Origin of the sequence: Cohnella herbarum (genome assembly GCF_012849095.1) — a bacterium.
Classification (GTDB): domain Bacteria; phylum Bacillota; class Bacilli; order Paenibacillales; family Paenibacillaceae; genus Cohnella; species Cohnella herbarum.
In genome coordinates, this window is record NZ_CP051680.1 from 6663225 (window position 1) to 6689238 (window position 26014).

The 26014-nt window shown below is 50.7% G+C and carries 18 protein-coding genes; 16 read left to right on the top strand and 2 right to left on the bottom strand.

The features are described 5' to 3' along the window. Nucleotides 1-286: 286 nt before the first annotated feature. Together HH215_RS28190 and HH215_RS36765 are read left to right on the top strand one after the other, a co-directional pair. Complete coding sequence (locus tag HH215_RS28190) at nt 287-1237, top strand: DoxX family membrane protein (RefSeq protein ID WP_169282920.1); 951 nt, start codon at nt 287-289, stop codon at nt 1235-1237. A 214-nt stretch (nt 1238-1451) separates the two neighbouring features. Beyond that, nucleotides 1452-1583, top strand: a complete 132-nt coding sequence (locus HH215_RS36765) for a hypothetical protein (RefSeq protein ID WP_256376626.1) — start codon at nt 1452-1454, stop codon at nt 1581-1583. A gap of 239 nt (nt 1584-1822) precedes the next feature. Here the strand turns inward: HH215_RS36765 and HH215_RS28195 are convergent, their stop codons facing one another. Together HH215_RS28195 and HH215_RS28200 are read right to left on the bottom strand one after the other, a co-directional pair. Next, nucleotides 1823-3100 (bottom strand): IS110 family RNA-guided transposase, encoded by a 1278-nt coding sequence (locus HH215_RS28195; protein ID WP_169284195.1) that lies wholly within the window; start codon nt 3098-3100, stop codon nt 1823-1825. Between the two features lie 289 nt (nt 3101-3389). Beyond that, complete coding sequence (locus tag HH215_RS28200; protein WP_169282921.1) at nt 3390-6980, bottom strand: glycoside hydrolase family 44 protein; 3591 nt, start codon at nt 6978-6980, stop codon at nt 3390-3392. Between the two features lie 178 nt (nt 6981-7158). On the opposite strand from HH215_RS28200, the gene HH215_RS28205 reads away from it, so the two are divergent. From HH215_RS28205 to HH215_RS28270, 14 genes are all read left to right on the top strand, one after another. Then, entirely contained in the window at nt 7159-7593 is a 435-nt protein-coding gene (locus HH215_RS28205) for a hypothetical protein (protein ID WP_169282922.1), read from the top strand. Between the two features lie 280 nt (nt 7594-7873). Beyond that, nucleotides 7874-8233, top strand: coding sequence for a helix-turn-helix domain-containing protein (locus HH215_RS28210; RefSeq protein WP_169278257.1), 360 nt, complete (start codon nt 7874-7876; stop codon nt 8231-8233). Nucleotides 8234-8250: 17 nt separating this feature from the next. Then, on the top strand, nt 8251-9135 hold the full coding sequence (locus HH215_RS28215) for an IS3 family transposase (RefSeq protein ID WP_169278256.1): 885 nt from the start codon (nt 8251-8253) through the stop codon (nt 9133-9135). Nucleotides 9136-9712: 577 nt separating this feature from the next. After that, the gene (locus HH215_RS28220) at nt 9713-10657 is read left to right on the top strand and encodes an ABC transporter permease (protein ID WP_254450613.1); all 945 of its coding nucleotides are present in this window, start codon (nt 9713-9715) and stop codon (nt 10655-10657) included. 36 nt (nt 10658-10693) lie between these two features. Further along, nucleotides 10694-11584 carry a carbohydrate ABC transporter permease gene (locus HH215_RS28225; RefSeq protein ID WP_217362327.1) on the top strand — a complete coding sequence of 297 codons (891 nt, stop codon included), beginning with the start codon at nt 10694-10696 and terminating at the stop codon, nt 11582-11584. Between the two features lie 73 nt (nt 11585-11657). Beyond that, nucleotides 11658-13364 carry a type 2 periplasmic-binding domain-containing protein gene (locus HH215_RS28230; RefSeq protein ID WP_169282924.1) on the top strand — a complete coding sequence of 569 codons (1707 nt, stop codon included), beginning with the start codon at nt 11658-11660 and terminating at the stop codon, nt 13362-13364. A 100-nt stretch (nt 13365-13464) separates the two neighbouring features. Then, nucleotides 13465-15159: an extracellular solute-binding protein gene (locus tag HH215_RS28235; protein WP_169282925.1), complete on the top strand. Its 1695-nt coding sequence runs from the start codon at nt 13465-13467 to the stop codon at nt 15157-15159. 15 nt (nt 15160-15174) lie between these two features. Further along, nucleotides 15175-16752 (top strand): response regulator, encoded by a 1578-nt coding sequence (locus HH215_RS28240; RefSeq protein WP_169282926.1) that lies wholly within the window; start codon nt 15175-15177, stop codon nt 16750-16752. Between the two features lie 35 nt (nt 16753-16787). Next, nucleotides 16788-18575: a cache domain-containing sensor histidine kinase gene (locus HH215_RS28245; RefSeq protein ID WP_254450251.1), complete on the top strand. Its 1788-nt coding sequence runs from the start codon at nt 16788-16790 to the stop codon at nt 18573-18575. A 191-nt stretch (nt 18576-18766) separates the two neighbouring features. Further along, entirely contained in the window at nt 18767-19735 is a 969-nt protein-coding gene (locus HH215_RS28250; RefSeq protein ID WP_169282927.1) for an ABC transporter permease, read from the top strand. 81 nt (nt 19736-19816) lie between these two features. Beyond that, a complete protein-coding gene (locus HH215_RS28255) occupies nt 19817-20644 on the top strand; it encodes a carbohydrate ABC transporter permease (protein ID WP_169284616.1) in 828 nt (275 codons plus the stop codon). A gap of 56 nt (nt 20645-20700) precedes the next feature. Beyond that, nucleotides 20701-22422 carry an extracellular solute-binding protein gene (locus HH215_RS28260; protein WP_169282928.1) on the top strand — a complete coding sequence of 574 codons (1722 nt, stop codon included), beginning with the start codon at nt 20701-20703 and terminating at the stop codon, nt 22420-22422. A gap of 124 nt (nt 22423-22546) precedes the next feature. After that, entirely contained in the window at nt 22547-24457 is a 1911-nt protein-coding gene (locus tag HH215_RS28265) for a sensor histidine kinase (protein WP_169282929.1), read from the top strand. Then, the gene (locus HH215_RS28270; RefSeq protein ID WP_169282930.1) at nt 24432-25991 is read left to right on the top strand and encodes a response regulator; all 1560 of its coding nucleotides are present in this window, start codon (nt 24432-24434) and stop codon (nt 25989-25991) included. Before HH215_RS28265 ends, HH215_RS28270 begins: the two co-directional genes overlap by 26 nt. The last annotated feature ends 23 nt before the right edge of the window (nt 25992-26014 follow it).

The following is a 26014-nucleotide window of genomic DNA, read 5'->3' on the forward strand; positions in this document are numbered from 1 at the left end:
AAAACAACGATAGCCCTACCTCTCCATCGTTCTTGCGGCTCCGAGGCCGCGCCAGTGAGAATTCGTGTTTCCTTCCAGCAGCCGATTCTTTGATCAAAATAAGGAATGTGTGGGAAAACGGAGGAATATTACCCTTTTAATGAGGAAAAACCTGAGGGTTACTACTTCTACAATATATGATTATACCCTTTTCACTAATATATGTCAATGAATTAATGAACGCATAGGATGCAACCGATGATCATAAGTAAGGATAGTTAAATTTGTTGAAGCAGGTGTCGGTCGGATGGATATGGTTAACTACGCGCACGTGAAATGGTTTACGGACGTCACGCCGGTTAAGGAGGCATTGGATAATGTCTTGTCGCCGGTATTCATGGGCACGGCGTTGGCCGTTGCATTGTTGCTCGCGGTATTAACGCAATTGCTCCCCTCGATCATGAAATTGTCGGCATTGGGCAAATTGGATCGCCAAGTTGAACGTCTGCGCCCGCGATCGTTCCTGATTTTACAATACGGCACGGCGGTTGCTTTGCTCTGGTCGCTGCTAGAGGGAAGCTTATTCGCGCCCGAGTTTATACCGCCCCACGGTTGGATCGAGATCACGATATGGGCGACGATTGCCTTATTGCTGATCCCGCATTCGATTCCCATCAAGCTGGCGTCTGTACTTATCTTCGCTCTCTACGTGTATTATGTCGGCGAATACGGACTTTTCCACATGCTCGATTACGGCTTCTACTTGGCGATTGCGGCGGCTTTAGGGTTGAACCGAACGGTATTCGAGAAGTGGTCTTTCCCGCTTCTGTATTTGGGTACGGGGCTTTCCTTATGCTGGGTGGCCGTCGAAAAATGGATCTATCCCGCGATGAGTCTAGACATTGTCGAGAACCATCACGTGCCGACGTTCGGTTTCGATCCGGCCGTATTTATCGTATTGGCGGCGTTTATCGAGTTCGTAGTCGGGTATTTGCTTGTCGTAGGCATCTTGAACCGCTTGCTGTCGATCGTCCTGACGCTAATTTTCATCATGACGACGATGCTTTTCGGATACATCGAAATTGTCGGCCATTTCATGATCCATATTATTTTGCTGCTGTTTATTATCGAAGGAGTGAGCTTCTACAAGCCCCCCGTCGATATGCACAAGACGAAGCTGGATCGGATCGTGTTCGTAGCCTTGAATTTCTTGCTCGTGCTGGCGACGTTCTTGCTGTTATACTACCGCTTCGCGTAGTGAAATGAAAATATTGCTCCATTATTGCTGATGAGAAGTTGACGGTTTCAAGCTGTAACGGAACCCACAGCCCTTATTCTGCTTAAAAAAGCACTTTCCAAAATGTAACGGAAATGTACGCTCTTATTTAAGCATTTTCTAATGTAATCATGCCGTTTGAGCATAAATAAAGGCGCTCAGTTCCGTCCCTCGTATTTAAGGGTTTTTCTCACGAATGCTCACTCATTCGCAGGATTTCAATGACTTAGATGTCAGGTGGGTCGATAGGGGCGTAGGGCTGACGGCCGTCGATGACACGTTCGGGTATGCGGGAACAGAAGTCGCGTTATATCGCACTTCGCATTAACGCTCTGCTGCACGCTCCACTTGTCCCCTTGGAGGTTCACCCTCCCATGACTCAACGGGTCTTTGCCCTTACATTCCTTCGTTGTACCTGTCCAAGGCGTGGAGACCGATTACGTTTAGAAGACGGGTCAATTGCCCTGACGGAACTGATACTCGGTTCTCTGTGCGTTCTTTGTCATTGAAGTCCCACGAATGGGTCAGTATTCGTAAGTTGTTCGGTGTGCTGGGTGTTGCTTGTGACTACGCGACCAACGTATCTTGCGATCCGCTGCTATACATTTCTCCACGTTGAATCATGCCAATTAAAATGCGTGCGAGCTTTCCAATGAGCTTGAAGATGGAATACATCTTCGACATGCCTTTAAGCTGGTTACGGGCGTGCCAATGTTTGAAGTCTGAATTCTGCCGCACTAAGCTCAGCATCCCTAAGTACAAATACTTGCGCAGCATGCTGTCGCCCCGCTTGGAGAGCTTAATCTGGCCCTTGTGTTTTCCCGATGTTCGTTCCGCCAGATTGAGACCGGCTCGGCGCAGCAGTTGCCTTCCATGGGCGTAGTGATGCAGACCGCCTGCGCAGCCAAGCAAAGAGGCAATGGTGATCGTGCCTAGACCGTGTAAGCTGCGGAGTTGCTGCACAACGGGCACCTGCTCCAAGAGCGCCTCTATCTCTCGCTGCATCTCTTCGAGTATGAGTTGCGTCTCTTTGTAGACATGCAAAAGGCGAAAGATATCGTGCCGCGCGGCATCGTTTGTATTGGATTTCCCAACACTGTGTGCTGCCGCGTTCAGCAGTTCTACAGCCTTTGCTTTGCCACTGGCTCCAGCTACGCGTCGCATCCCCTGGCTTCGCCATCCCTCCATCACCTCGTCAGCATTCAGTTGCTGTAGATCGACAGGCAGTGGAAAAGCCTTTAATGTTGCTAACGACCGGACACCGTCCCATTCTAGGAATACGCTTCGGAACTCAGGAAAGTACAAGTCTATCCAACGCACGATGCGATTACCTAAGGCGATGGACTGCCCCACCCAGTATTCCCGAGCGCTCATCGCGGCCTTGATTCCGTCAAATACAGGCTCTTGCGGCGCGTAGTTTGTGTAGTAGCCTCGGCTGACGACATCGGCGATGACGAGCGCGTCCTTCGGGTCGTTCTTAGATGGACTGTTGTCGCGGTTTTCCTTATTGCGATGCGTCGTTACCGGGTTCACCAGCACGACCTCGATGCCTTGCTTTAGCAGCCAGTCAGCGAGATTATGCCAGTAGTGGCCTGTGGGCTCCATGCCGACAAGGAAAGAAGTTTTGCCATGTTTGGCCCCCGCCTCCTGCATCCAATGGAGCAGCTTCTGGAATCCGGCTTCTGTGTTCGTAAAGGAAACGTGGCGCGGCGTTAGCGTCCGCCCGCGAAAATCCGTAACCTGTGCGGCATGTACATCTTTAGCGATATCGATCCCTACGATTGCATGATGACTGGTAATTCGTTCAATACGTTGATTTGTAGCGTCGTTTCGAGTAGACTTCATTTTAAGCGCCTCCATGATGGGTTTTAGGGCATTGACCCGTGACACCCCCATCATACGAGGCGCTCCTGTTTTTGTCTAAGTCCAAATCCTAGGCCCTACAGGAATGTTTACAATTTCAAAACGCTTGTTTTCCTCGAAATAGCAGCCGTGGGTTCCGTTAGAAAAATAACGTTACGACTACCTACCGCTTATCCAAGGATTAGAACGCGAACTCGGCCAAATCGGCTACAACAATAAAGCTCACCCGCGCCATCCCTTAGGACGGCGGGTGAGCTTTTAACATATTAGCTTACGGCATAACGATCAGAGTGGCCGATTTCGCCGGCAGACGAAGAGCTAAGCCGTCCTCGTTCCCTTCGATCGTGCCTGCTGGAGCTAAGCGCTTCTTGGCGTCGAAACGGTAGAGCGTACCGGTGCCCGACAGTCCGAAATCGGCCTTCACGCTAGCCATGCGAGGCGCGGTATCTTTGTTGAACAACAGGATATACGTCTTTCCGTCTTCCGACTTGATCGTGTAGGAGCCTACCGCGTCGCGGTTCGAACTGGTTGAGCTAATTACGTTCCCCGTGATCTTGCTGCCTTGACCGTCGTAGTCTAAGAACAGCTTAAACGCGTCTTCCAACGGGGAATTCGCGGGTAACGCTCCCCAACGCATCGCGTAGTCGACTCCTTCGCGGGCGAAGATCGCGAGCGCTTCGGCTTGCGCAAGACCGCTTCCGATTCCCATGCCATCCCCGAAGTTGTACTCCGATATCGACAGCTTCGTTCCCGGCGCGTTCCTTGCGATAATATCGTGCATGCGAGGAATCAATTGCACCGGTTCTTGGATCCAAGAGGAAGAATCCGTGAAATTCGGATCATACAGAGACTTCAAGGAGTTCAGTCTCCGCTTCGTCATCGCCTGCGACTCGTCGCTGTTAAACGCCACATTGTTCTCGGCAGGGTAATAGTGGATATCGAGAACGTCGACCAGACGAGTTCCCGTTTCCTTGCGGTAGTTCTCTACCTGTTCCAAGTACCATTCCAAGTAAGGCTTGCCGTCATGATCTTCCATATCCTGGCCTGGATAACAACCATCCTTGGCGGAATAGAAGTACTCGCACCAGCCCCACGGTACAGGACCGAAGATTTCGGACTGCGGATCGGCTTCCTTAATTACTTTGGCGTATTCGGACGTATAATTCCATACTTCGTCGTAGGTCGTCATTTGCGGATGGACATCCCAATGGGAATGCGGCCACAGCATCGGTTCGTTGTCCAATGCATACTTGTTCACATACGATCCGTACTGCCCTTTCAGATGGGTGAGCCAATCTTTTATGAAGTCGGTCCCAACGGGCTTGTTCGTATCGTTAGGATCGTTGCCGGTCAGGTATTTACCGCCCTTGAGCTTACCGTTTCCGGCGTCGGATCGGCACCAAGCCTCGCCCCAATCGCACTCATTGCCGGTTTGCTCGCCTAAATCTTTGTACTTATCGATGGAGAAGCTCCAACCGGTTTCGCGGCTCTTCGGCGTCCAACCGATCGTCGGAATCTGCAGCAATACGTCGGTTCCGCTTTGCATGGAATCCGAGATGAACTTGTCGGAAAGAGAGCCTTTAGGCAATTGATCGGGATTTCCCGTTTGGTTCGCGATATTCAGGAAATACCAATCTCCGCCGCGATTCGTCGTATCGAGCTGCCAATTATAGCGGGTCATTTGATTACCGCCCCAGCGCTCGATCGGAAAGTCCATTTCGGTTTTGCCTGCGGAAGGCATATCCTCGAAGTTGACACCGAAGATTCCTTCGCTGAGAGTGCGTTGAGCGGCGGTTGAATCAAGGGATACCGTTACGCCCGGAACCTCGGGATCAGGCAATTCCACGCGGCTTGTCGTCTTAAGCCAATTAACATCGTCGATAAAGACGGTGCCTTGATCATGTTCTCCCCAGGCGGAAACGACAAGCCCGTCGAAATCAAGGGCGCTTAAGCCAAGATCGGCGAACTTCAGGTTCACTTCCGTCCATTGGCCGGCAGGAATTCCGTTCGGCAGCAACTTGTCGAGATCGAAATCGCCCGCGAAGCTGCGGCCGTCCATCATATTCACTCTCAGTCTTTGTCCGCCATCTCCGCTACCGTATAACTTTAGGGTTAATCCGTAATATTGCGACAAATCCTTCGGAGTATCTCCGTGCATCCAGATTCCCTGGTAGCCTGTCGCTTGGAAAGAGATTGATCTGTTGCCGGATGCGACCGGCGTTTCATTCTCGAAGTTGCTTGTTCCCCAGCTCCAGTTGGAATAGCCGGGAGACAACGCATCCGAATAGACCGGTTCGGGTACATAAGATACGACTTGAACGTACATAGAGGAGGAACCGCCGCCGAAGTTAACCGTAATCTTGGCTAACCCGTCCTGCTTGGCTGTCAGTACCCCTTTGTCGACCTCGACGACGGCCGGATCGCTGGACGTCCATTCGGCTTTGCTCGTAACGTCTTGAACGGAGCCGTCGCTATATCGGGCTTCATAGGCAAGACTTGAAACATCGCCGGAAGCGAGTACCGCGCCGTATTGCGAGAGTACGCCTTCCACGAAAGCGGGAGGAGCCACGTAACGCTCCAGAATCCGCATGTCGTCCAGATACAGATTTCCTTGCGAGGTGCCAGAAGCGCCCCGGATCAGAATTCCGTCGAATATGCCGTTAGTTAGCTTTAATTGCGGCAGATCGACGGTTACCTTCGTCCACTCGTCCGCCGGGATGACGCCGCCCTCGATCAGGGAAGCGATATTCACGACTCCAGCGGGGCTTCCTCCGGAATTCAAGACAAGTTCGGCTTGTTGCCCGCCTTGTTCTCCCCCGTTGATCCAGAACTCGAGTCTATCGTGATTTTTTACATTCACCGAGCCCACTCCGCGGTAGAAGTAAAGACCCGCATCGTTGCTTGGATCCATTCGAACGGCTACTTTGCCGGAGCGAACGAAATCCTCGGAAGCAAGATCGTGATTCGCCCAGCTGTTGTCCTGAAATTCGGAAGACAGGGCATCATCGTAAACGGTGATCCCGGGACGGTCGTCCGAAGGCTCGGTTGGCGTCTCGTTCGGATCGATGACCGTAACCGGAACGGTTGCGCTCTTGTCACCGTATTGGGCGGTCAGCGTCGTTTTTCCTGCGTTGATCGCTGTGACTAAACCGTTCTGCACGACGGCAACCTGATCGTTGCCCGTTGTCCACTCTATGCCTTGTTCGACGGGAGTTTGGCTACCATCGGAGTAAGCCGTAGCTACGGACAGCGTGACGTGATCCTCCATGTTCATCCGAAGCGGAGAAGGAGAGATTTTCAGACCGGTCACGACGGTTTCGCGGATGAACGAGATATCGTCCAAGTAAACGTCGGCTTGCTCGTCGCGAGTCGTCCCCCGGATTAGAATTCCGTCCAGAATACCGTGCGGGAGGTTCAATTCCGCCAGATTAATGCTGACTTTCTGCCAGCCGCCCTGAATCGGATTCAGCGGCTTGCTGGCTACGGGTTGTCCGCCCGTTTGGAATACGATCTCCAATTGCTGGCCGCTGGCGTTGCCGCCGTTCAGCCATAACTCGAGCACGGGGAAATCGGACACTTGCATAATCCAGCTTTTGTAGAGATAGAGAGCATCGTCGCCTTTCGGCTTCAATCGGATCGACGAAGTCCCGCTGTGCACGACCGTTGTGTCCGCCAGATCGTGATTCGCCCAACTGTTGTTGTTAAACTCGGTGCCCAATTGATCGTCGTACACCTTTAAGATCGTAGGCTGTTCCGCCGCTTTGGCGACATCTGCCGTTTCGATAAAGCTCGTCAAAATCGTTGCCGCCGCCGCTGTTGCCGTTACCAGGGAAAGCAGCTTTTTCCATGTTCGCTGTTTCAATTACATGATCTCCTTCGTGGTATATTTGACTCCACTTTTATCCTAGAATTCGACAATTCCCACCACAAGGGACAAGTTCCCAAACGGACCGGGAACTTGATCGGGATATTATCCGGTCATATTGTGCATTTAGGTCATCTATTCGTTGTATAATAGGTAAAAAAAGGAGGAATTTCTAATGCAACAGTTTGCGATTGTGGTCAAGGAAATTCGCGCGTTTCTGGCCTCGTTTCAGATCGTAAGGTTCTTGTTGCCATTCCATCTACATATTTTATTCGGCGGCGTCGGCGTATTGTTTTTGAGGGAGCTGCTCGATCGCATCTTGCCCTACTCTAGCTACGATACGTTACACACGCTGTTTAACGATATTCCGCTAGGCTTGATCGCTTATTATGGTTTCTTCGTAGGCATCTGGTTGACGCTGATTTCCAGGAACGTGAGATATTTGCCTTACGGGTTATGGGGATATGCGTTCTTGGCGCTGTTTCCATTCGAGAATCTGGCGCTTGGCGACATCGTTCAGGCCGCGATTTACGCGGCGGGAGGTTACTTCTTGTTCCGTTATACGACAACGTCTGCTAGCCAATCCGACACCCGCTCGTTGAACGTGTAATTAATTGAAGGAGAATGGAATACGAAACAAGGCCTCCGGTTCGTCCGGAGGTCTTGTTTTTTTTCGACATAAACGTTCCTCCGTGGGGAATCGGGGTGCCGTTATGTTGAAGAAAGCGAGCAATTGGACTTCTTACGGAGCTGTACGCCGCTATTTTGAAGAAAACAGAGGTTTTGAAATTCTATCGGAGCTACACGCCGTTATTTCTATTAAGCCCCCTAAATGAATTGGAGAATGGCTAGGGAAATAAGGTAGTATTTCATTAGGGGGGCGAGCGGAAATGAGACAGCGAAATAATGCCTTTAAGGAAGTACGTTACAAAGCAGCACAAGAGGCTCTTGCGGGAATGAAAGCAGGCGTGCTGGCCAGAAAGTATGACGTGACTCCGAAAACAATTAGAGCATGGGTAGTGGAATATCAAGAGACGTTTGGGGCAGATTCATTGCCAACGATCGACGAACGAGTTATGGAGTCCAAGCGACTTGCAGATCTGGAAGAAAAGTACGAGCGTGCATTAAAGGCGTTAGGGCAAAAAGAGTTAGAGATCGAGGTGCTGCGCGAACTCGTAAAAAAGACGAACCCTGCCTCAATGACAAACTCGACGTTGCCCAGACGTTCATTGAGCAGGGACATACAGTAGCTAACATCTTAAGCATTGTGGGGGCCGCGTCTTCGACGTACTACGAACGAAAGAAAGCATCACGTGAGGATACAACTACAGAAACAAAAATGCCACTCCGAGGACGCCCTGTAACTAAGCATTCTCTAACGGTTTGCGGAAACGTAATAAGTAATGCACAGATTGAAGAGTGGTTAATGGAGCTGGTGTCTGGCGAAGAGCATAGCTACGGCTATCTGTTGTTAACAGAATGCTTACACGTACAGCGCCAACTCATCATCAATAAGAAAAAAGTGTACCGCCTCTGTAAGAAGCTCGGTATTCTTCATCCGCAACGACGTAAGAAGGTTCACTATCCAAGGCGCCTAGCACGCAATCACACGATAACAGGTTCCAACCAAGTCTGGCAGCTCGATATTAAGTATGGATACGTTGCGGGGTATGATCAGTTTTTCTACATCGCAGATATGATCGACGTTTACGATCGCAGTATCGTCGGCATCCATATCGGTACGAATTGCGAAGCCAAACACGTATGCGAAGCTGTGAAAAAGGCGTTACAGTCACGTCTAAAGCCCGAAGAGAGCAAGCCGATCATTCGCACCGATAACGGCCCCCAATTTATCAGCAAGGCGTTTGGAGAGTTATGCGAAGCAGAGGGAATTATGCATGAGCGCATTCCTCCAAAGACACCTAATATGAATGCATACATCGAGTCCTTTCATGCCACCCTTGAGCGAGATCTGCTTGGAAAAGAGAGCTTTGAATCTTTTCAGGAGGCACACGAAGCTGTACGGAATTACATTGATTTTTACAACAACCGCCGCATGCACAGAAGCCTGGGAAAACGGTCCCCAACGGCTTTCATGAAGTGGGTGGAGCAAACGACTGATTCTTTAGAAAAGTACACTCGAGCCGTTTAAGAATCGAAATCCTGAGGAAAACGCTAGTAAACCAAGTATTTTTACGACAGCAACGTATTTCATCAGTAATACTCCGGATTTAGGGGGTCTAACCGATTTGTGCCCAAAAGGTACGATTTCGTTGGATTATCGGCAAATAAGGGCGATGACTTCCGTTACATTCTGAAGTGCCCCTTTTTTAGCAAAATAAGGGCTGTGGGTTCCGTTACAGTTTTTCGGCCCGAAAGGGCGGGACCAGCCCCTGACCTGCCCCCTCCTCCGGCTGTGCCAATGGATAGTCGTTGCTAGCGGGGTTATGCGTAACGCACAAGGGTTAATCTGTCGCTCAAATTTCAGTTTCGTAAGCGATTGCCCAAAGTTCTCCCGCCATCCCAAAGGAAGGCGATGACCGTTTATGCTTGCGTTTCCGATGACGTACGCAAGCTGCGTTTTATTCTCAACATCATGGCGAAGTATAAACAATCGGTACTCTGTTATATAGTTTCGCCGATTTTCAGGGGATAGAATTAAAGACAAGAACATTCACTATCGGGGGATGAGCATGTCGCAAGCAACGACGAAGGAACGGTATGCGCCGATGCCGCCACAGCAGGGCATGGTTAGTAAAAAGGGCTTCTTCCGCAGACTGTTCAAGCAATTGGACATTCAACTAATGGTCTGGCCGGGCGTTCTACTGGTTTTCGTATTTTCCTACATTCCCATGTATGGCGTCCTAACCGCTTTCATGGATTACGACGTATTTACCGGCTCGAGAATATTCGAGAATCCTTGGGTAGGGTTCAAGCATTTCGAAGCGTTCTTCGATGCTCCGGCCTTCGACTCCATCATGCGAAATACGCTGGTCGTCAGTCTCTTGAAATTCATTATCGGGTTTCCCGCTCCGATCATCTTGGCGCTCATGCTGAACGAAGTGCGTCACATGATGTTTAAGCGGATCGTGCAGACGATAACGTATCTGCCTCATTTCATGTCCTGGGTTATCGTAGGCGGACTGGTCATGTCGTTGCTCTCCACGGAGAACGGAAGCGTTAATATTTTGCTGGAGAACGTGGGCGCGATTAATGAACCGATCAACTTTCTTTCCATGAAAGAGTATTTCTGGGCGATTCTCGTCTCGACGAACGTTTGGAAGGAAATCGGCTTCTCCTCGATCGTATACTTGGCGGCGATCGCGGCCGTGGATCCGCACATGTACGAAGCGGCGGATATCGACGGCGCCAGCAAGTTCAAGCAAATCTATTTAATTACGATTCCTACCATTATGCCGGTGATTACGATCTTCATGATTCTAGCGATGGGTAATTTCCTGAACGCCGGATTCGAAGATATTTTGATTCTGGCTCAGAACCCCGCGCTTAGACCGGTGTCGGACGTGATAGACACTTACGTATACCGGGTGGGCTTGCAGAATGCGAAATATTCGTATGCCGTCGCGGTCGGCCTGTTCAAAGCAGTCGTAAGCGTAGGGCTTCTGACGATAGCGAACTATCTGGCGCGAAGATCCGGAACCAGCTTGTGGTAAGCCTTACATCCGATAGGAGGTCGAACGGCGTTGAGTTTGAAGCGGTTGAGCTATAGCGATCGAATAATGGTAGTAAGCATATACGTTTTCCTAATCCTATTATCCTTCTCGGCGCTATACCCCTTCTGGAACGGCTTAGTCGTTTCGTTTAACGAAGGTATCGATACATCGAAAGGCGGCGTTACGTTCTGGCCGCGAGCCTTCACGCTGGATAACTATAAAGTCGTCTTCAGCGACGATAATCTCATGAACGCGTTCTTTATTTCCGTAAGCCGAACGGTCATCGGAACCGTAGCCGCGGTATTCATGACGGCGTTGCTGGCATACGGCTTAGGCAAATCCTATCTGATGGGCAGAAAGTTCTTCACCGTATTTTTCGTCTTCACGATGTATTTCGGGGGCGGGCTTGTCCCGACGTTTCTATTAATCAACTCCTTGGGCTTGAACAACAAATTTTTGGTATTCATTATTCCGGGATTAATCAGCGTGTGGAATATGATCGTTTTCCGTACCTTCTTCAAGAGTCTTCCCGCGGGTCTGGAAGAATCGGCGCAAATCGACGGCTGCGGCAACTGGGGAACGTTCTTGAAGATCGTCCTCCCGCTCTCCGGGCCGATCATCGCCACGCTGGGTCTATTCACCGCCGTCGCCCACTGGAACGACTGGTTCGTGCCGACCATCTACATTAACAACGAGAATCTGATGCCCGTCCAAACGATTCTGAGGCGGATACTGAATTCGAATCTCATCCAGGAAGCCGGCAACCTGAGTCCCGAGACGCTTGAGAGGATCGCCAAGAAAAGCTTAACCTCCAAAGCGCTCATCAACGCGACGATTATGGTCGTTACGCTGCCGATCATGCTGGTGTACCCGTTCGTGCAGAAGTATTTCGTCAAAGGCGTATTGGTCGGATCCTTGAAAGAATAGTTCGTTTCCCGTTGGTTTGGGGCGCATGGCGCTTTGGACATATATACGCAATCAAGAGAGGGGTAAAAAAAGGATGAAGAAAGTTAAAAAGCCGTTACTGCAAGTCGTATCGGCGGTACTGCTTCTTGCGACCGTACTAGCCGGTTGCAGCTCGTCGAATAACGGCAATAACGGAGCGGCGTCACCCGAGAGCAGCGACGCCGCGTCGCCAACGGCATCGGCATCCGCCGAAAGCAGCAATGCGTCGCCGGAATCTCAAGCATGGGTATTCGGTTCGGAACCATTCGAATTCAGCGCGTTCACCAACTATAGCTGGCAGGACTTCCCTTCCAAAATGGAGGACAATCCCTTCTGGAAGTATCTAAAGGAAAATAAACAAGTTACGATCACGCCGATCTTGGCAAAGGGCAATAATAATCAGCTTATGACGACGATGATTTCCGGCGGCAACCTTCCCGATCTCATCTACGGAGATCGGTTCTCTCCGGACGTTAGCAGGCTTTACGAAGCCGGCAAGCTAGTCGCGTTCGACGACTATCTGGATAAATATCCGAATTTGAAAAAGTATTTGGACAGCAAGTATATCGATATGCTCCGCATGCCTGACGGCAAGCTATACCAGTTCCCGAACTGGTATACGGACCACTCGACGAGCACGGCGGGTTACGTCGTCAACAAGAAGATCTACGCGGAACTGGGTTCTCCTAAGCTTGAAACGATGGATGACTTATACGCCTATCTCGTTCAAGTTAAGAACAAATATCCCGACGTGATTCCGTTCGAGCCGGATCGGACGCAAGACGCCCAAGGGATCGGCTTATTGTATACGGGATTCAAAGAAGGAGCGCTCTACCAATCGTTGGGCTCCCAGATCATGGCTACCGTGACCGGAGATAAGTTGACTTCCATCTTTGCGGACCCGGCCTTCCACGAGTCCCAGAAGTTCGTTTCCAAGTTGTATCGCGAGAAGCTGATTTCGCAAGACATGTTCACTCAAGACAGAGGACAGGTGCTGGAGAAACTTATGGCGGGCCGCGTAGCCGTCTATGCGGGTTCCAGCGTGACGACGTACGCCGCCCAAGGTCATGCCGAATTGACGAAAACCGATCCGGACGCCGGTTATTTCATGATCTGGCCGATCGTGAAATCCGGACTGGATAAGAACAAGGTATTTACGGGCGGATACGACAAGCTCGGTTGGAACGTAACCGTTATTACGACCGCGGCGGAAGACCCCGAGAAAATCTTTGCTTTCTTGGATTATAATACGAGCCCCGAAGGGATGGCCGTTCAATTCTTCGGTCCGGAGGGCGGCAACTGGCAAGGGTTCGACGAGAATGGCTATCCGAATTTCACGGATACCTATAACGCCGCCGAAGTCGCGGAAATTCAAACGAAGAACGATCCCGTCAATATCGCCGGAAACAGCGTTTATATCGATCCGGCCAAGAACAAGTACGAAGATACGATACCGCCGGAGAAGAAAAACTGGCAAGCGCGTTGGCAGAAGGAAATCACATGGCCGACGGCAAATGATATTACAGAGTTCAGAACGAATTTGCAACCGCCGGCCGACAGCGAACTAGGCGATATTAGGCAGTCCGTTCTGGATCTGCTCACGCAAACGCTATCCGAATCCGCGACGGCCAAGAGCGATGAGGAAGTCGATAAAATACTAGATAAAGCCGATGCTTCCGCCATGCAACTCGGCTACCAAAAGCTTCTCGATTGGCGGACGGAGCAATGGCAAGCCAATAGAAAAACGCTTGGAATCGAATAAGGAATAAGGCACTGCGAGCAATCCCAAGAGATCCTTCCGGATCTCTTGGGATCTGTCTGCTTTTTTTTGCTTCTATTAACTAATTAAGGGGCGCTGCGCATTGAAAGATAAGAAAGAAAGGTTCCCGCGGTTGATTTCCGTCCTTGTCGCCTTGGCTGTTCTTGCGGCTTGCAATGGCGAAAGCGGTCCCGCCGCCGCAACCTATTCCTCCGTCGAGCCTGAAGAGGAAGAACGCAACATTGGCGATAACCGGGGCGATCGATTGTACGAATTCGGCATCGAACCGCTCAACATTAGCTTCTATGCGCACTATAGTTCGTACAATATGCCCCAGTGGGGCGAGGACCCCTCTTCGAAGTGGATTCGGGATCATATGAAGATCCACGTTCAAGCGGTCGGCGCCGACGGGAACGGCGCGCAGAAGCTTCAGAAGATGATCGCGGGCAATAAACTGCCGGACTTGATCTGGGGCCAACGGGATTCGGACCTGGAAAGGCTGAGGGAAGCGGGGATGCTCGTTCCCTTGGATGATTATATCGAGAAGTATCCGAACCTGAAGCGGTGGGCGGGGGAGAAAATCTTGAACCTGCTTCGAGCATCGGACGGGAAAATTTATTTTTTTCCCAACTATTATACGGATAAACCGCATGGCAACGCCGGATACGTGGTGAACAGAAGAATTTACAAGGAATTGGGTTCGCCAAAGCTGGAAACGACGGACGATCTGTACGCTTATTTGGTTGAAGTCAAGAAGCGTTATCCCGATGTCGTTCCGTTCGAGACCGGTCAGGCCAAGGAAGGACATGGCATCGACCAGCTATTCTCGGCTTTCAAGGAAGATAATTTCAGTTTTACGAGCAACTACGCCGTAACGTCGGGGGATCGAATGGTCTCGATCTACAAGGACGAAGGTTTCCGGGAGTCCGCGAAATACGTGGCCAAATTAATGCGGGAAGGCCTCATGACGCAGGATGCCATGACCCAGACGGAAGAACAAGTTAGCCAGAAGTTGATGGAAGGGCACGTCGCGGTGTTCGCCAGCGCGGATCCGATAAGGCTGTCGATGAAGCCGGATGCCGAATTGTCCAAGAACGATCCCGATAACGGGTATTTCTTCATCGAACCGATCTACAAGCAAGGATTGGACAAGAGCAAAATCTATCCGGGAACCTATAACCTATTGGGTTGGAACGTGACCGCGATCACGACGAGCGCGAAAGATCCGGAAGCGGTATTCGCGATGCTGGATTGGATGACCGGGCCGGAGGGCTCGTCCGTCCAGATGTGGGGACCTCCGGGGCCAGACGGATATTGGGACGGCTTCAAGGAAGATGGAATCACTCCCAGATTCACGAGCAAATATAGCGAGGATCCGGAGGGGTTGGCCCGGATTCAATCGGTTTCGGGAGATCTGATCTGGGTCGGGAACACCACGTTTCTGGATAAAACGAAAAGCGATTACGAGGCAACGTTACCGGAGGAGAAGCGGAATTGGGCCACTTATTGGCAAAGCAGGATCACTTGGAAATCGCAGGGGGACGCGACGCCGTTCATGAATCTATATCCGATGCCGGATTCCGAAGAAGGCGTGATTCATCGGCGGATCAAGGATATTTGGTTAAAGGCGAGAGCGGATGCGATGTTCGGAACGACGGACGAGGAAGTCGACCTCATTCTGGATGCGGCGCACGATCAATCCATGGAGGCCGGATTCCAGCAATATCTGGACTTCATTACGGCGAAGTGGCATTCGAATTTAGAGAAGTTAAACAAAGAACCGGACCTGCAAAATTAGGATGGAGGAAACAAGATGTACAAAGTGCTGCTAGTGGACGACGAGGAGCTGGACTTGGAGGGGATGAAACGGTTCATCCCCTGGGAGGAGTTAGGCATGGAAGTGATGGGGGCCGCCAACAATGCTCTGACGGCTAACGAAATGATGGAGCAATGTCCGATCGATATTCTCGTAAGCGACGTGAATATGCCGTACATGTCGGGTTTGGAATTGGCGAAATCCGCGCTTGAACGGTCTCCGAATATTCGCGTCATCTTCGTAAGCGGATACCAAGAGTTCAGCTACGTGAGGCAGGCTCTTTCGTTAAAGGCTTATAATTACGTGCTCAAGCCGATGGAGGACCAGGAACTCGTCGCTACCTTGATTAAAGTAAGGCAAGATTTGGACGAGGCGAACAAGCGGCGGGAAGTGGAGGAGTCCTATCAGCAATTGATACCGATCGCCATGAGCGACTTGCTCATCCGTCTGCTGGAAGGCGATCGAATGGACGATGAAGAAGCCGTGTCGAGACTCTTCGCCGCTCACGGCTTAGATCGGTTGAATTGGCCCGGAAGAATTGCGATCATGGAGCTCGACAAATGGACTTGGGAATACGAAGACGCCCAGAGAACGCAATCGGACATCTCGCGCATCTTCTTGCAGCAAGTGAACGAGGCTCTTAAAGGCGAAGAACCTATTCTCTACTGCAAGTTAAGCGCCCAGCGAATCGCCTTGTTATTAGAAGAAAACGGGCTCGAGCAGACGCTGGATAAGCTCTATGCATCGATCCGGAAACAGCTGGATGTATCCGTCACGACGGGCCTGGGAGAGCCCGTATTCGGCTTGGAGCAATTGCATTCTTCTTATCAACAGGCGATCAAAGCGGTCGAGAGCAAGATGTTCGTCGGCAAGGGCGCGGTGATTAAATACGGGAAAGTACGGCGCGAACCGGAGATGCTGGATGCGCGCATCATCGACGCAAGAATGGAAGCGTTGCTCAAGTCGATGTCGGAATACGATCTCGTGCGGATTTACGACGAATTGGAAAATCTGTTTCAATCGGCAAGCAACCTTAGCTCCAAGTTCACGCTTCAGAACCTATCGATCTATATCGTTTGGAAGCTGGAGCAATACTTGGCCTCGATCGACGAAGATTTATTCAAGCTGCTGGACATCGAGCTTCATCATCTCGATATCGTGCTGCAATTCGATACGATTAACGATATCCGCTCTTGGCTTGTCCGTCGCGTATACGAGATTTCGGAACGCTTGCACGAGAAGTCCAATACGACGAATAGCAAGTTTATGAGAAGCGTTACGAATAGGATGAAGGAGCGAATGGGCGACAATATCACGTTGAAGGATTTCGCGAAGCATTTTCCCTTCTCGCCCAGCTATTTCGGATTTCTGATTAAGGAAAAGTCGGGTCACACGTTCAACGAATTGCTCGTCCAGTTTCGCATGGAACGGGCCTGCGAACTGCTCAAGGAACCGGGGATCAAAATTTACGAGGTGGCCGATCGGGTCGGATACCGTTATCTTCCGTATTTCAGCAGGCAGTTCAAAGAGAGATACGGAATTACGCCGCTGGAGTACCGAAAGAAGGAGCAGTAAGGAGGCGCGCCCTGACGCCATAATGGAGGACATCGATGAGACGGATTCCGGAGAAACCAAGAAAGCTAAGATACATTCCGATCGGATATAAATTAATGCTTTCCTATATGATTTTTATCGTTATTCTGGTGTCGGTTAACGGTTACGTTACGAATTCCATGTACGATGCTTCGATGCGGCAGCAGACCCGAACGACTATTCAGGCCGCCATAACGCAAATCAAGGATAACGTATCGTACAAAACGGACGATATGATCCGGATCTCTTCCCTCCTCTACGATGATTATAATCTCGTCCGGAATTTGAAGTCCCGGGAAACGGGCAGGGATCAGTATTATCGAATGGCTCAGCTTATCGCCCCCAAGCTGGATAGCGCGTCCAAATCGATCGGCTTCAGTCAGCGGCTCTTCGTCTATTTCCATAACGAAACGATAGACGAGGTCTATCAGACCCGAGTCGACGGGGATCCCGCTCTATTGGAGCAAACCTACGATATTTACCATTTGAGCCGAATTCGCGATCAGGAGTGGTATAAGAATTTTCCGAAGGAAGAGTATAGCGTTACTATGCAGTGGAAGCAGGTCGAGAAGGACGGCGCCGAGAACCGGATTTCGTTGATTCGGCGCATCGTGGATACGAGTAATCCGCTTAAACTGAAAGAGTTGGGCATAATGAGATTCAGCGTTCGGCTGAAAGACTTATTCGAGAGCGTCGATTACGCCAAGTTAGGCGAAGGCAGCATGTTGTCCGTCATGAGCGAAAAGGGAAACGTCATTTATACTTCCGGCGCGAGCGAAGGGAATTTAATCGATTCGGAAAGCTTGAAAAACGACTATATCAAAATCGAAGAAAAAATGGGAAGGCAGGAATGGACGATCGTCGCGCACGTCCCCGTCACCATCATCGCGCAGGAAGCTCAGAAGGTTCGGACGTTCATCATTAGCGTATGCGTGCTTTGCTTTATTTTGTTTACGTTCGCCGGCATCTTCATTTCCCGTTATTTTTCCATTCGGATAACGAAATTCGTATCGGTGCTGAATGCTTTTCGGGAGGGTGATCTGCATAAGCGGATCGCCTATCGGGGCAAAGACGAATTCTCGCAAATTGCCACGGCGCTTAACGGGATGGGAGAGGATGTCGAAGCGCTCATCAACAAAGTGTATTTAACGCAGCTTCAGAAGAAGGAGGCCGAGCTTGAAATGCTGCAGCTGCAAATCAATCCCCATTTTCTCTATAACACGCTGTCGTCGATTAACCGATTGGCGAAGTTCGGGGAGAACGAGAAGCTGCAGAAAATGGTCGTCCAGCTTGGCAAGTTCTATCGGCTGACGTTAAATTCGGGGCGCACGTTAATTCCGATTATTTCGGAGATCGAACAGTCGAACGCCTATCTGGATATCCAGAAGGTGAAATACGGCCAACGGTTGGAAGTGTTGTTCGATATCGACGCGAACATATGGCCTTACGAAACGATTAAGCTGATCCTGCAGCCTTTCATTGAAAATGTCCTCAAGCATGCTTGGTGGGGCGATCGCATTCATATTCGGATCGTCGCTCGCAAAGAGGGGAATGACATTCTGTATCGCATCATCGACGACGGTATGGGAATTAAGCGGAAGAGATTCGGGGAAATATTCGCCCCGGCGGGCGAAGCCGAGACGGGATACGGCATTCGGAACATCGACGAGCGCATAAAGCTGCAATACGGCGCGGAATACGGCGTCTCGATCGTGAGCAGACCGGGTATCGGAACCACCGTGCAGATTCGTATTCCGGCCAAGAAACGGAAGCTGTATCCGAGAGAACATTCTTCCGCCATATGAAAATGATCGAAGTCTTCCATTTTCCCGGATGCGGGAAGCTGGAGGCTTCTTTTTATTTTCGGTATTCCGGCGCCGTACCTGAAAAAATGCAACCTCATATGAAATTTGGAACCTTATGCGAAGGAGGTGCAAGTGAGTATACTATGGAATGTGTAAGGGCTTACAAGTGTTGCGGAGGAGATGCGGCCTACATGGAATCGAACGCGGGAATTCAAAGCCCGGTGCAGAAGCCAGTGAACAGATCAAGAGGAAGTGCGAGTCTTTACCGTAAGTTGTTAGCCCAGCGATATCTTCAAGTGATGGCTTTGCTAGGAGTCGCCTGGATGATCTTGTTCCACTACATTCCGATGTACGGGATTATACTCGCCTTTAAGCAGTATATCGGGATTGGGGACGTTGCGAAGGCGCCATGGGCGGGTTGGGAACATTTCCAGGCGATATTCGAGGACGAGCTTCTGCTGCAGGTCATTAAGAACACGCTCGGCATCAGCTTGTTGAAGCTGATTATCGGATTTCCGATCCCGATCATATTCGCTTTGTTCCTGAACGAGCTTCGTTCGTTAAAATTCAATCGGATCGTGCAGACGATTTCGTATCTTCCGCACTTTCTGTCATGGGTCATTCTTGGAGGCATTCTCACGGCCTGGCTGTCCGACGTCGGGATCGTGAACGACGTATTGATGGGACTGGGCTTCATTAAAGAACCGATCTTTTATTTGGCGGAACCTGGGTATTTCTGGACGATCGTGATCTCCTCGGATATTTGGAAGGAGTTCGGATGGTCGGCGATCATCTATATCGCTGCCATCGCGAGCATTTCTCCGGAGCTCTACGAAGCGGCGACGATCGACGGCGCGGGGCGATTCCAGCGAATGTGGTACGTTACGCTCCCGTGCATCAAAGGCACGATATCGATCTTGTTTATCCTGGCGATAAGCGGAGTATTGAACTCGAACTTCGATCAGATTTTAGTGTTGAAAAACCAATTGAACGAAAGCGCCAGCAGCGTAATCGACATCTACGTCTATGAAGTCGGAATCAAGTCGGGTCGGTTCTCCTATTCGACGGCGGTAGGGTTGGTGAAAGGGATCATCGCGTTTATCCTGCTGCTGCTTGCCAACTCCGTAACGAAGCGGATGAATCAATCTTCCTTATTCTAGCAAAGGCGGTGAACGGCCTTGTGGACGAAAGACCGCAGATCCATTGGCGATATCGTATTCGATAACCTCAATATTATCGCGATGCTACTGATCTGCTTCGCTACGCTTTATCCGATCTGGTACGTTCTCGTTAACTCGTTCAACGACGGAAAAGATGCCATGACCGGAGGCAACATCTACTGGATTCCGAGGCAGTTCAGCTTGGAAAATTACGAGACGGTGTTCAAGAACGACGGCATTATGACGGCGATGGGCATTACGGTGGCGAAGACGCTGCTGGGAACCGTCATCCACGTGTTCTTCACGGCAATGGTCGCTTATGCGCTCTCCCGCAAGGACTTGATTTTCCGTAATTTCTATATGATTATCGGCACGATTACGTTGTTTTTCGGCGGGGGATTGATCCCCAACTATATCTGGCTAAGGGATCTCGGATTGTTAGATACATTCGGGGTGTACATCTATCCCGCAATGTTCAGCTTCTTCGATCTCATCATCTTCGTGGCTTTCTTCCGCGAAATTCCCGAAGGATTAGAGGAAGCCGCCAAGATCGACGGCGCTAACGACTTCTCGATCTTCGTCCGGATCGTTCTGCCGGTATCGCTGCCGGTCGTCGCCACGATTTCGTTGTTCCACGGCGTATGGCAATGGAACGATTATTTTACCGGGCTTTTGTATACGAACAGCGATTATTTGCAGCCGATTCAGACGTTCTTGTACAGGGTCATCGCTCAATCGAGCTCGAACCAGATCGTCGGGACGGCGGGCGGAGCGATTAACCGGACGGTCACCTCCCAATCGATCAAGCTAGCGACGATGGTGATCACGACGCTGCCGATCGTGCTCGCCTACCCGTTCCTGCAGAAGTACTTCGTCAAGGGGCTAATGATAGGGTCGCTTAAAGGATAGTAAATACCGGCTTCACTTTCCCGAGAGGGAATACGATAAAATCGATACAAAGGGGTATGACAATGAAAAAATGGCTAAGCCTCACCCTCATCGTTGCGCTGATGTTTACGATCGCCGCTTGCTCCGGCGGAAAAAACGAACCGGCAGCGAGCAACAGCCCGAGCGCTTCCAGCGAACCGCCGGCTTCCAGCGCGGAAAGCAGCCCGAGCGCCACCGAAAGCGCGAGCGAACAGCCCGCTGAGGATGCACCCGGCTGGATGGCCGACACGTCTCCGATTACGTTCGACTGGTATCTTAACTTTGCCTGGTTCCCGAACAAATGGGGCGTCGATCCGACTTCCCAGTACATTACGAAGAAAACCGGCGTTAACCTGAATCTGGTCGTTCCGGCCGGTAACGAGAACGAGAAGCTTAACGCGATGATCGCGGCCAACCAATTGCCGGACTTCATTACGCTCGGTTGGTGGGAAGAAGGCGTGAAGAAGATGGTCGAGGGCGGTCTCGTCGAATCGATAAGCGATTTGGCGGATCAGTACGATCCATACTTCTTCAAGGTGGCGGATCCGGCGAAGCTGAGCTGGTACGCGCAGCCCGACGGCAAAACGTACGTCTACCCGAACGCGTCGTCATCGCCGATGGACTTCGACAAATTCGGTACGCAGTTCACGTCCAACCAGACGTTCGTCGTCCGCAAGGACATGTACGAGGCGATCGGCAGTCCGGATATGCGGACGCCGGAAGGGTTCCTGAACGCGCTTAAACTCGCGAAAGAGAAATTCCCGGAAGTGAACGGTCAGCCGCTGATTCCGATCGGATTCCATGAATTCGGCGATGTCGGCAACTACTCGTTCATCGATTATCAACAAGACTCTTCTTACCTGGCTAATTTCCTAGCGCTTCCTCGGGAGAAGGAAGGTAAGCTATACGACCGTTCTACCGATCCCGAGTTTTTGAAGTGGCTTAAAGTGTTCCGCCAAGCGAATCAAGACGGATTGATTTCCAAAGACGTTTTTGTAGACAAACGCGCTCAGATGGAAGAGAAAATCGCGCAAGGCCGTTATTTCGCGATGCTGTACCAACGGACGGACTTCGCGGCCCAGCAGAACGTGTTGTTCGCGAAAGACCCGAACTCGGTCTATATCGCGGTCGACGGTCCCGCGAACGCTCAGATGGATCCGCCGACGCTCGCCGGGCCGGCCATCTCCGGATGGACAGTCACGCTGATCTCCAAAAACGTGAAGAACAAAGAACGCGCGATCAAATTCCTCAGCTACCTGATCAGCGAGGAAGGCCAGAAGGATATGTACCTGGGAGAGAAAGGCGTCTCCTACGATACGATCGACGGCAAAGACCAATTCAAACCGGAAGTGCTCGATCTGCTGAATAAAGACCGTTCCGCGTTCGACAAGCAATACGGTTCGTCCCATACGTTCTGGATGCTGATGGATACGAATATGCAACTGCAATGGCAGCCGCCTTCCGTAGAGCCGTTCAAACAGCTGGAAGATTGGACGAAAGGCAAGACGACCAGCTTCTCGCAGTACGATCTGATCAATCCTCCCGCGACATCCAAAGAAGGCATCAACGCTACGAAAATCGCCAACGATTGGGGCAAGGTGTTGCCTAAGCTGCTGTTGTCCAAGTCGGACGCGGATTTCGATCAAATCTTCAACGAGTTTATCGAGAAACGCGATAAGACGGGATTCGCCGAGCTGCAGGCTTATCGCCAGACGAAGTACGAGGAGAACGTCAAGAAATTGGCCGAATTCATGAAGTAAACCGCGAGTTGGAAGTCCAAAAAACCCAGTACGCCTGGGTTTTTTGGGCTTTTCCCCGCTCATCGGCCTAAGCGCGTGATAGAATAAGGGCACGACCGCCGCGAAAGAGAGAGGACGACGAATCATGCCTCGTTATTGGACGAACAAACGGGAGAAGTTTAGATTCCGGCTGGAGCAGCTGACCTTGCAGAAGCGGCTGGTCATCTCCTACATTCTCATCATGCTCGTTCCTAGTCTTCTGATTTCTTTGTATATTTTTCGGGGGCTGACCGGCAATACGGTGAAAGAACTGCAGAAGAATAACGAGTATGCGTTAGAGATCGAACGGATTAATATCGATAATAATATGGAAACGATGAAGCGGGCCGCTGAGAGAGCGGTAGTCGACGATAAAGTGCAAATCTATTTAATGCAGCCCGATTTATTGGGCGTTCAGGATCTAATCGACTTGGATCGGCTCAGTCTGCAGAACATTGTCCGGATCCAGTACAACAATCCGAGTATCGAGCTCATACGTATTTTCATGACCAATGCTTCTTCTAACGAAATGTGGCCCGTCCTTTGGCATGAGCGTCGAATAAGGGGGGATCCTTGGTATGAGACCGTTAGAAAAGCAGGGTTAAGCGATGTGTGGTCGTTTAGTCTGTCTTTCCGGGAATTGATTCAAAATCGGTCCGGAGGAGAAGACGATAACCGCCCTAGAATTTCGCTGTACCGCGATCTACAGTACCCGCTGGGCTCTCACGTTGGTATTTTGCAGGTCGATATGCTGCTTACCAACTTTTTTCCGAATACGTTCGGTTCATTGCAGGATGAGCAGTCCCAGTTGGTCGTGTTCGATCGGAATGGTCATATTTTCCGAAATCCCGCCAAGGGTTTCTTGGATCGTTCGGGTTTAACCGACGAAATTCTGAAGCAGCAGTTTAACTCCATCGAACCTGCTAATCAAAGCAAAGGAAGCTTTGAATTCAAGGTCGGAAACGTTCCGTTCTTGGGCGTCTATTCTTACATCGAGCCTTTGGATTCTTATATGCTGAAGGTGGCTTCATTAGAGCCGGTATACAACGGAATTAATGAGACCCGCAATCGGATTATTCTTGCCAACGTTGTACTGCTGGCTATTTTGACGTTATCTACATACTACTTAAATTCCTTTATTCTCAAGAAGCTGCACGTGCTGACGGACTCGATGAAGAAGGTTCGGCAAGGGGATTTCGGGTTCGATATTAACATTCGCGGCGGAGGCGAGGTCGGCGATCTGGCCCATCATTTCCGTAAAATGCTGCGAAAGATTAACGAGCTTATCGCCGAGGCGGTCAACAAGCAGGCGGCCTCTAAGGAAGCCGAGCTTGCAACGCTTAAGAATCAGATCGATTCGCATTTCTTGTACAACACGTTAGAGAACATTAAGATGATGGCGGAAATCAACGATCAAAGGGACATCTCCGACGCATTGACTTCCTTAGGGAGCATGATGCGGTATAACATGCGCTGGACGAGCGAATACGTGCGTTTGAAAGACGAGATCGCCCATATCGGCAATTATATTAATATCGCGAATATTCGTTTCGATAACCGGATGAAACTCGAGATGGACATTCCCGAGGCGTATATGAAGCAAGAGTTGCTGAAAATGTCGCTCCAACCGATCGTAGAGAACTCCGTCAAACATGGGCTCGGGGATAAGGAACTTACAATTCGGATTCGCGCGGAGGAGGAAGACGGCGCCATGCTGATCTCCGTAACGGACGACGGAGTAGGCATGTCGGCTGAGCAGGAGTTCGAGTTGAACGGACGAATCAAACGGGCGAATGGAAGCGCGGCTTTAGGAGAAGGGAATGGGAACGGCAGCAGCAGCGGAAACGGCATCGGACTCGTGAACGTTCATAGCCGTATTCAGATGCATTTCGGCAAAGAGTACGGGTTAAAGGTAGAAAGCAAGCACGATAGTTACACGCGGGTAACGCTCCGTATTCCGCATTTTATATTAGACGGGGGGAACTCTGCCAATGAGAACGTTACTGATCGCCGATGACGAACGTAATATCCGGAACGGTCTAAAGGCAATGATCGAGCGCGAGTTTCCCGGAGCGTATCGGATTATGCTGGCAGCCGACGGTAAGCAGGCGCTTGAACAATACGGGCAAGACCCGGCCGACATCGTGTTGACCGATATCCGCATGCCCGTTCTGGACGGGATCGGGCTTATCAAGCGATTGGCGGAACTCCCGCAGGCCCCGGCGTTGCTTATCTTGAGCGGTTACGATGATTTCCAATATGCCAAAGAAGCGATCAAGCATAAAGTCAAAGAATATTTATTGAAGCCGATCGTCCGGGAGGACTTGTTCGCTGCACTCGGCAGAATCGAAACCGAGCTATCGCAGAGAGAATCGATTCATCATAAGCTCGAGTCCACGGATAAATACCGCAAAGGCATGCAGGTCAATACGTTGCAGCACATCTGGGCGAGATCGGACATCGGGGCCGATGAGATTGAATCGCTTGGTTACGAAGCGGGGCTTGGCGAATTCGAGCCGTCCTATTATATCGCAATCTTGGATTGTTCCGGGCATCAAAGGAATTTAATTAAAGGAAACGAATATCTCGCCGGGCATGAACGGGGCGAGAAGCTGCTTTCTTTAGAAGAGAAGGAGGGACGCCTTGTCGTCCTCTCCGCCGAGCGCGAGTTGCTTCGCGGGATGGAGAACGCTTTGGCTTCGGCTTCGGGAGGGACGGGTACTTTTTCCATAGGCATAAGCTCCGAAGGAGAGAAGATCGGACAGTTGAAAACCAAATACGAAGAAGCGCGACATGCGCTGAAGTATCGGCTCCTGCTGGATAGATCGGAATCGAGCTGGATGACTTACGAGCAATTCGCGAATCGGGATCGCGCATACCGGGTTGCGGAAGATTCGGTTCGCAAGCTGTCTAATATGATGGGAACCGACAGAGAAAAGGAAATGAAGTCGCTTCTGATGGAACTCTTCTCGGCCGAAAGGCTTGCCGATACGGATATCGGATACTTCGAGGAAGTCAGCCGGATGCTCAATGAACGGGTGTTCGACGAAGTGTTTCGCACCTACGGGGATTCGTCGGTTGAAGTTATTAAAATTTATAAGCTCGCTGGAAACTTGTACAATTTTACGCACATTCAAGACTACATTCACTGCGTCCAGGATTTATTGTTTTCTTTGAACGACTATATCCGGCATTTGAAGTCGGCGCATATCGACCAGAAGGATATGGCCAAGGCAATCGAATACATCCGCGCGAATTATAACAAGGATCTCAGCATGACGATGGTCTCTAACCATGTCTCGCTTAACTATTCTTATTTCAGCCAAGCATTCAAGGATTTCGCGGGAACGAGCTTCGTGAATTATCTGAAGAACGTTCGAATCGGGAAAGCAACGGAACTGCTGGAGACGACGGAGCTTAAAGTGTTGGAAATCAGCGAGAAGGTCGGCTTCGACAACGCGAAACATTTTAACAGAGTGTTTAAGGATATGCTCGGCGTCACGCCTATCGAGTATCGCCAGAATAGCAGCAGTCGCTCCAGAGGGAAATGAATAGGAGTCGGAGGAGGCCCCGC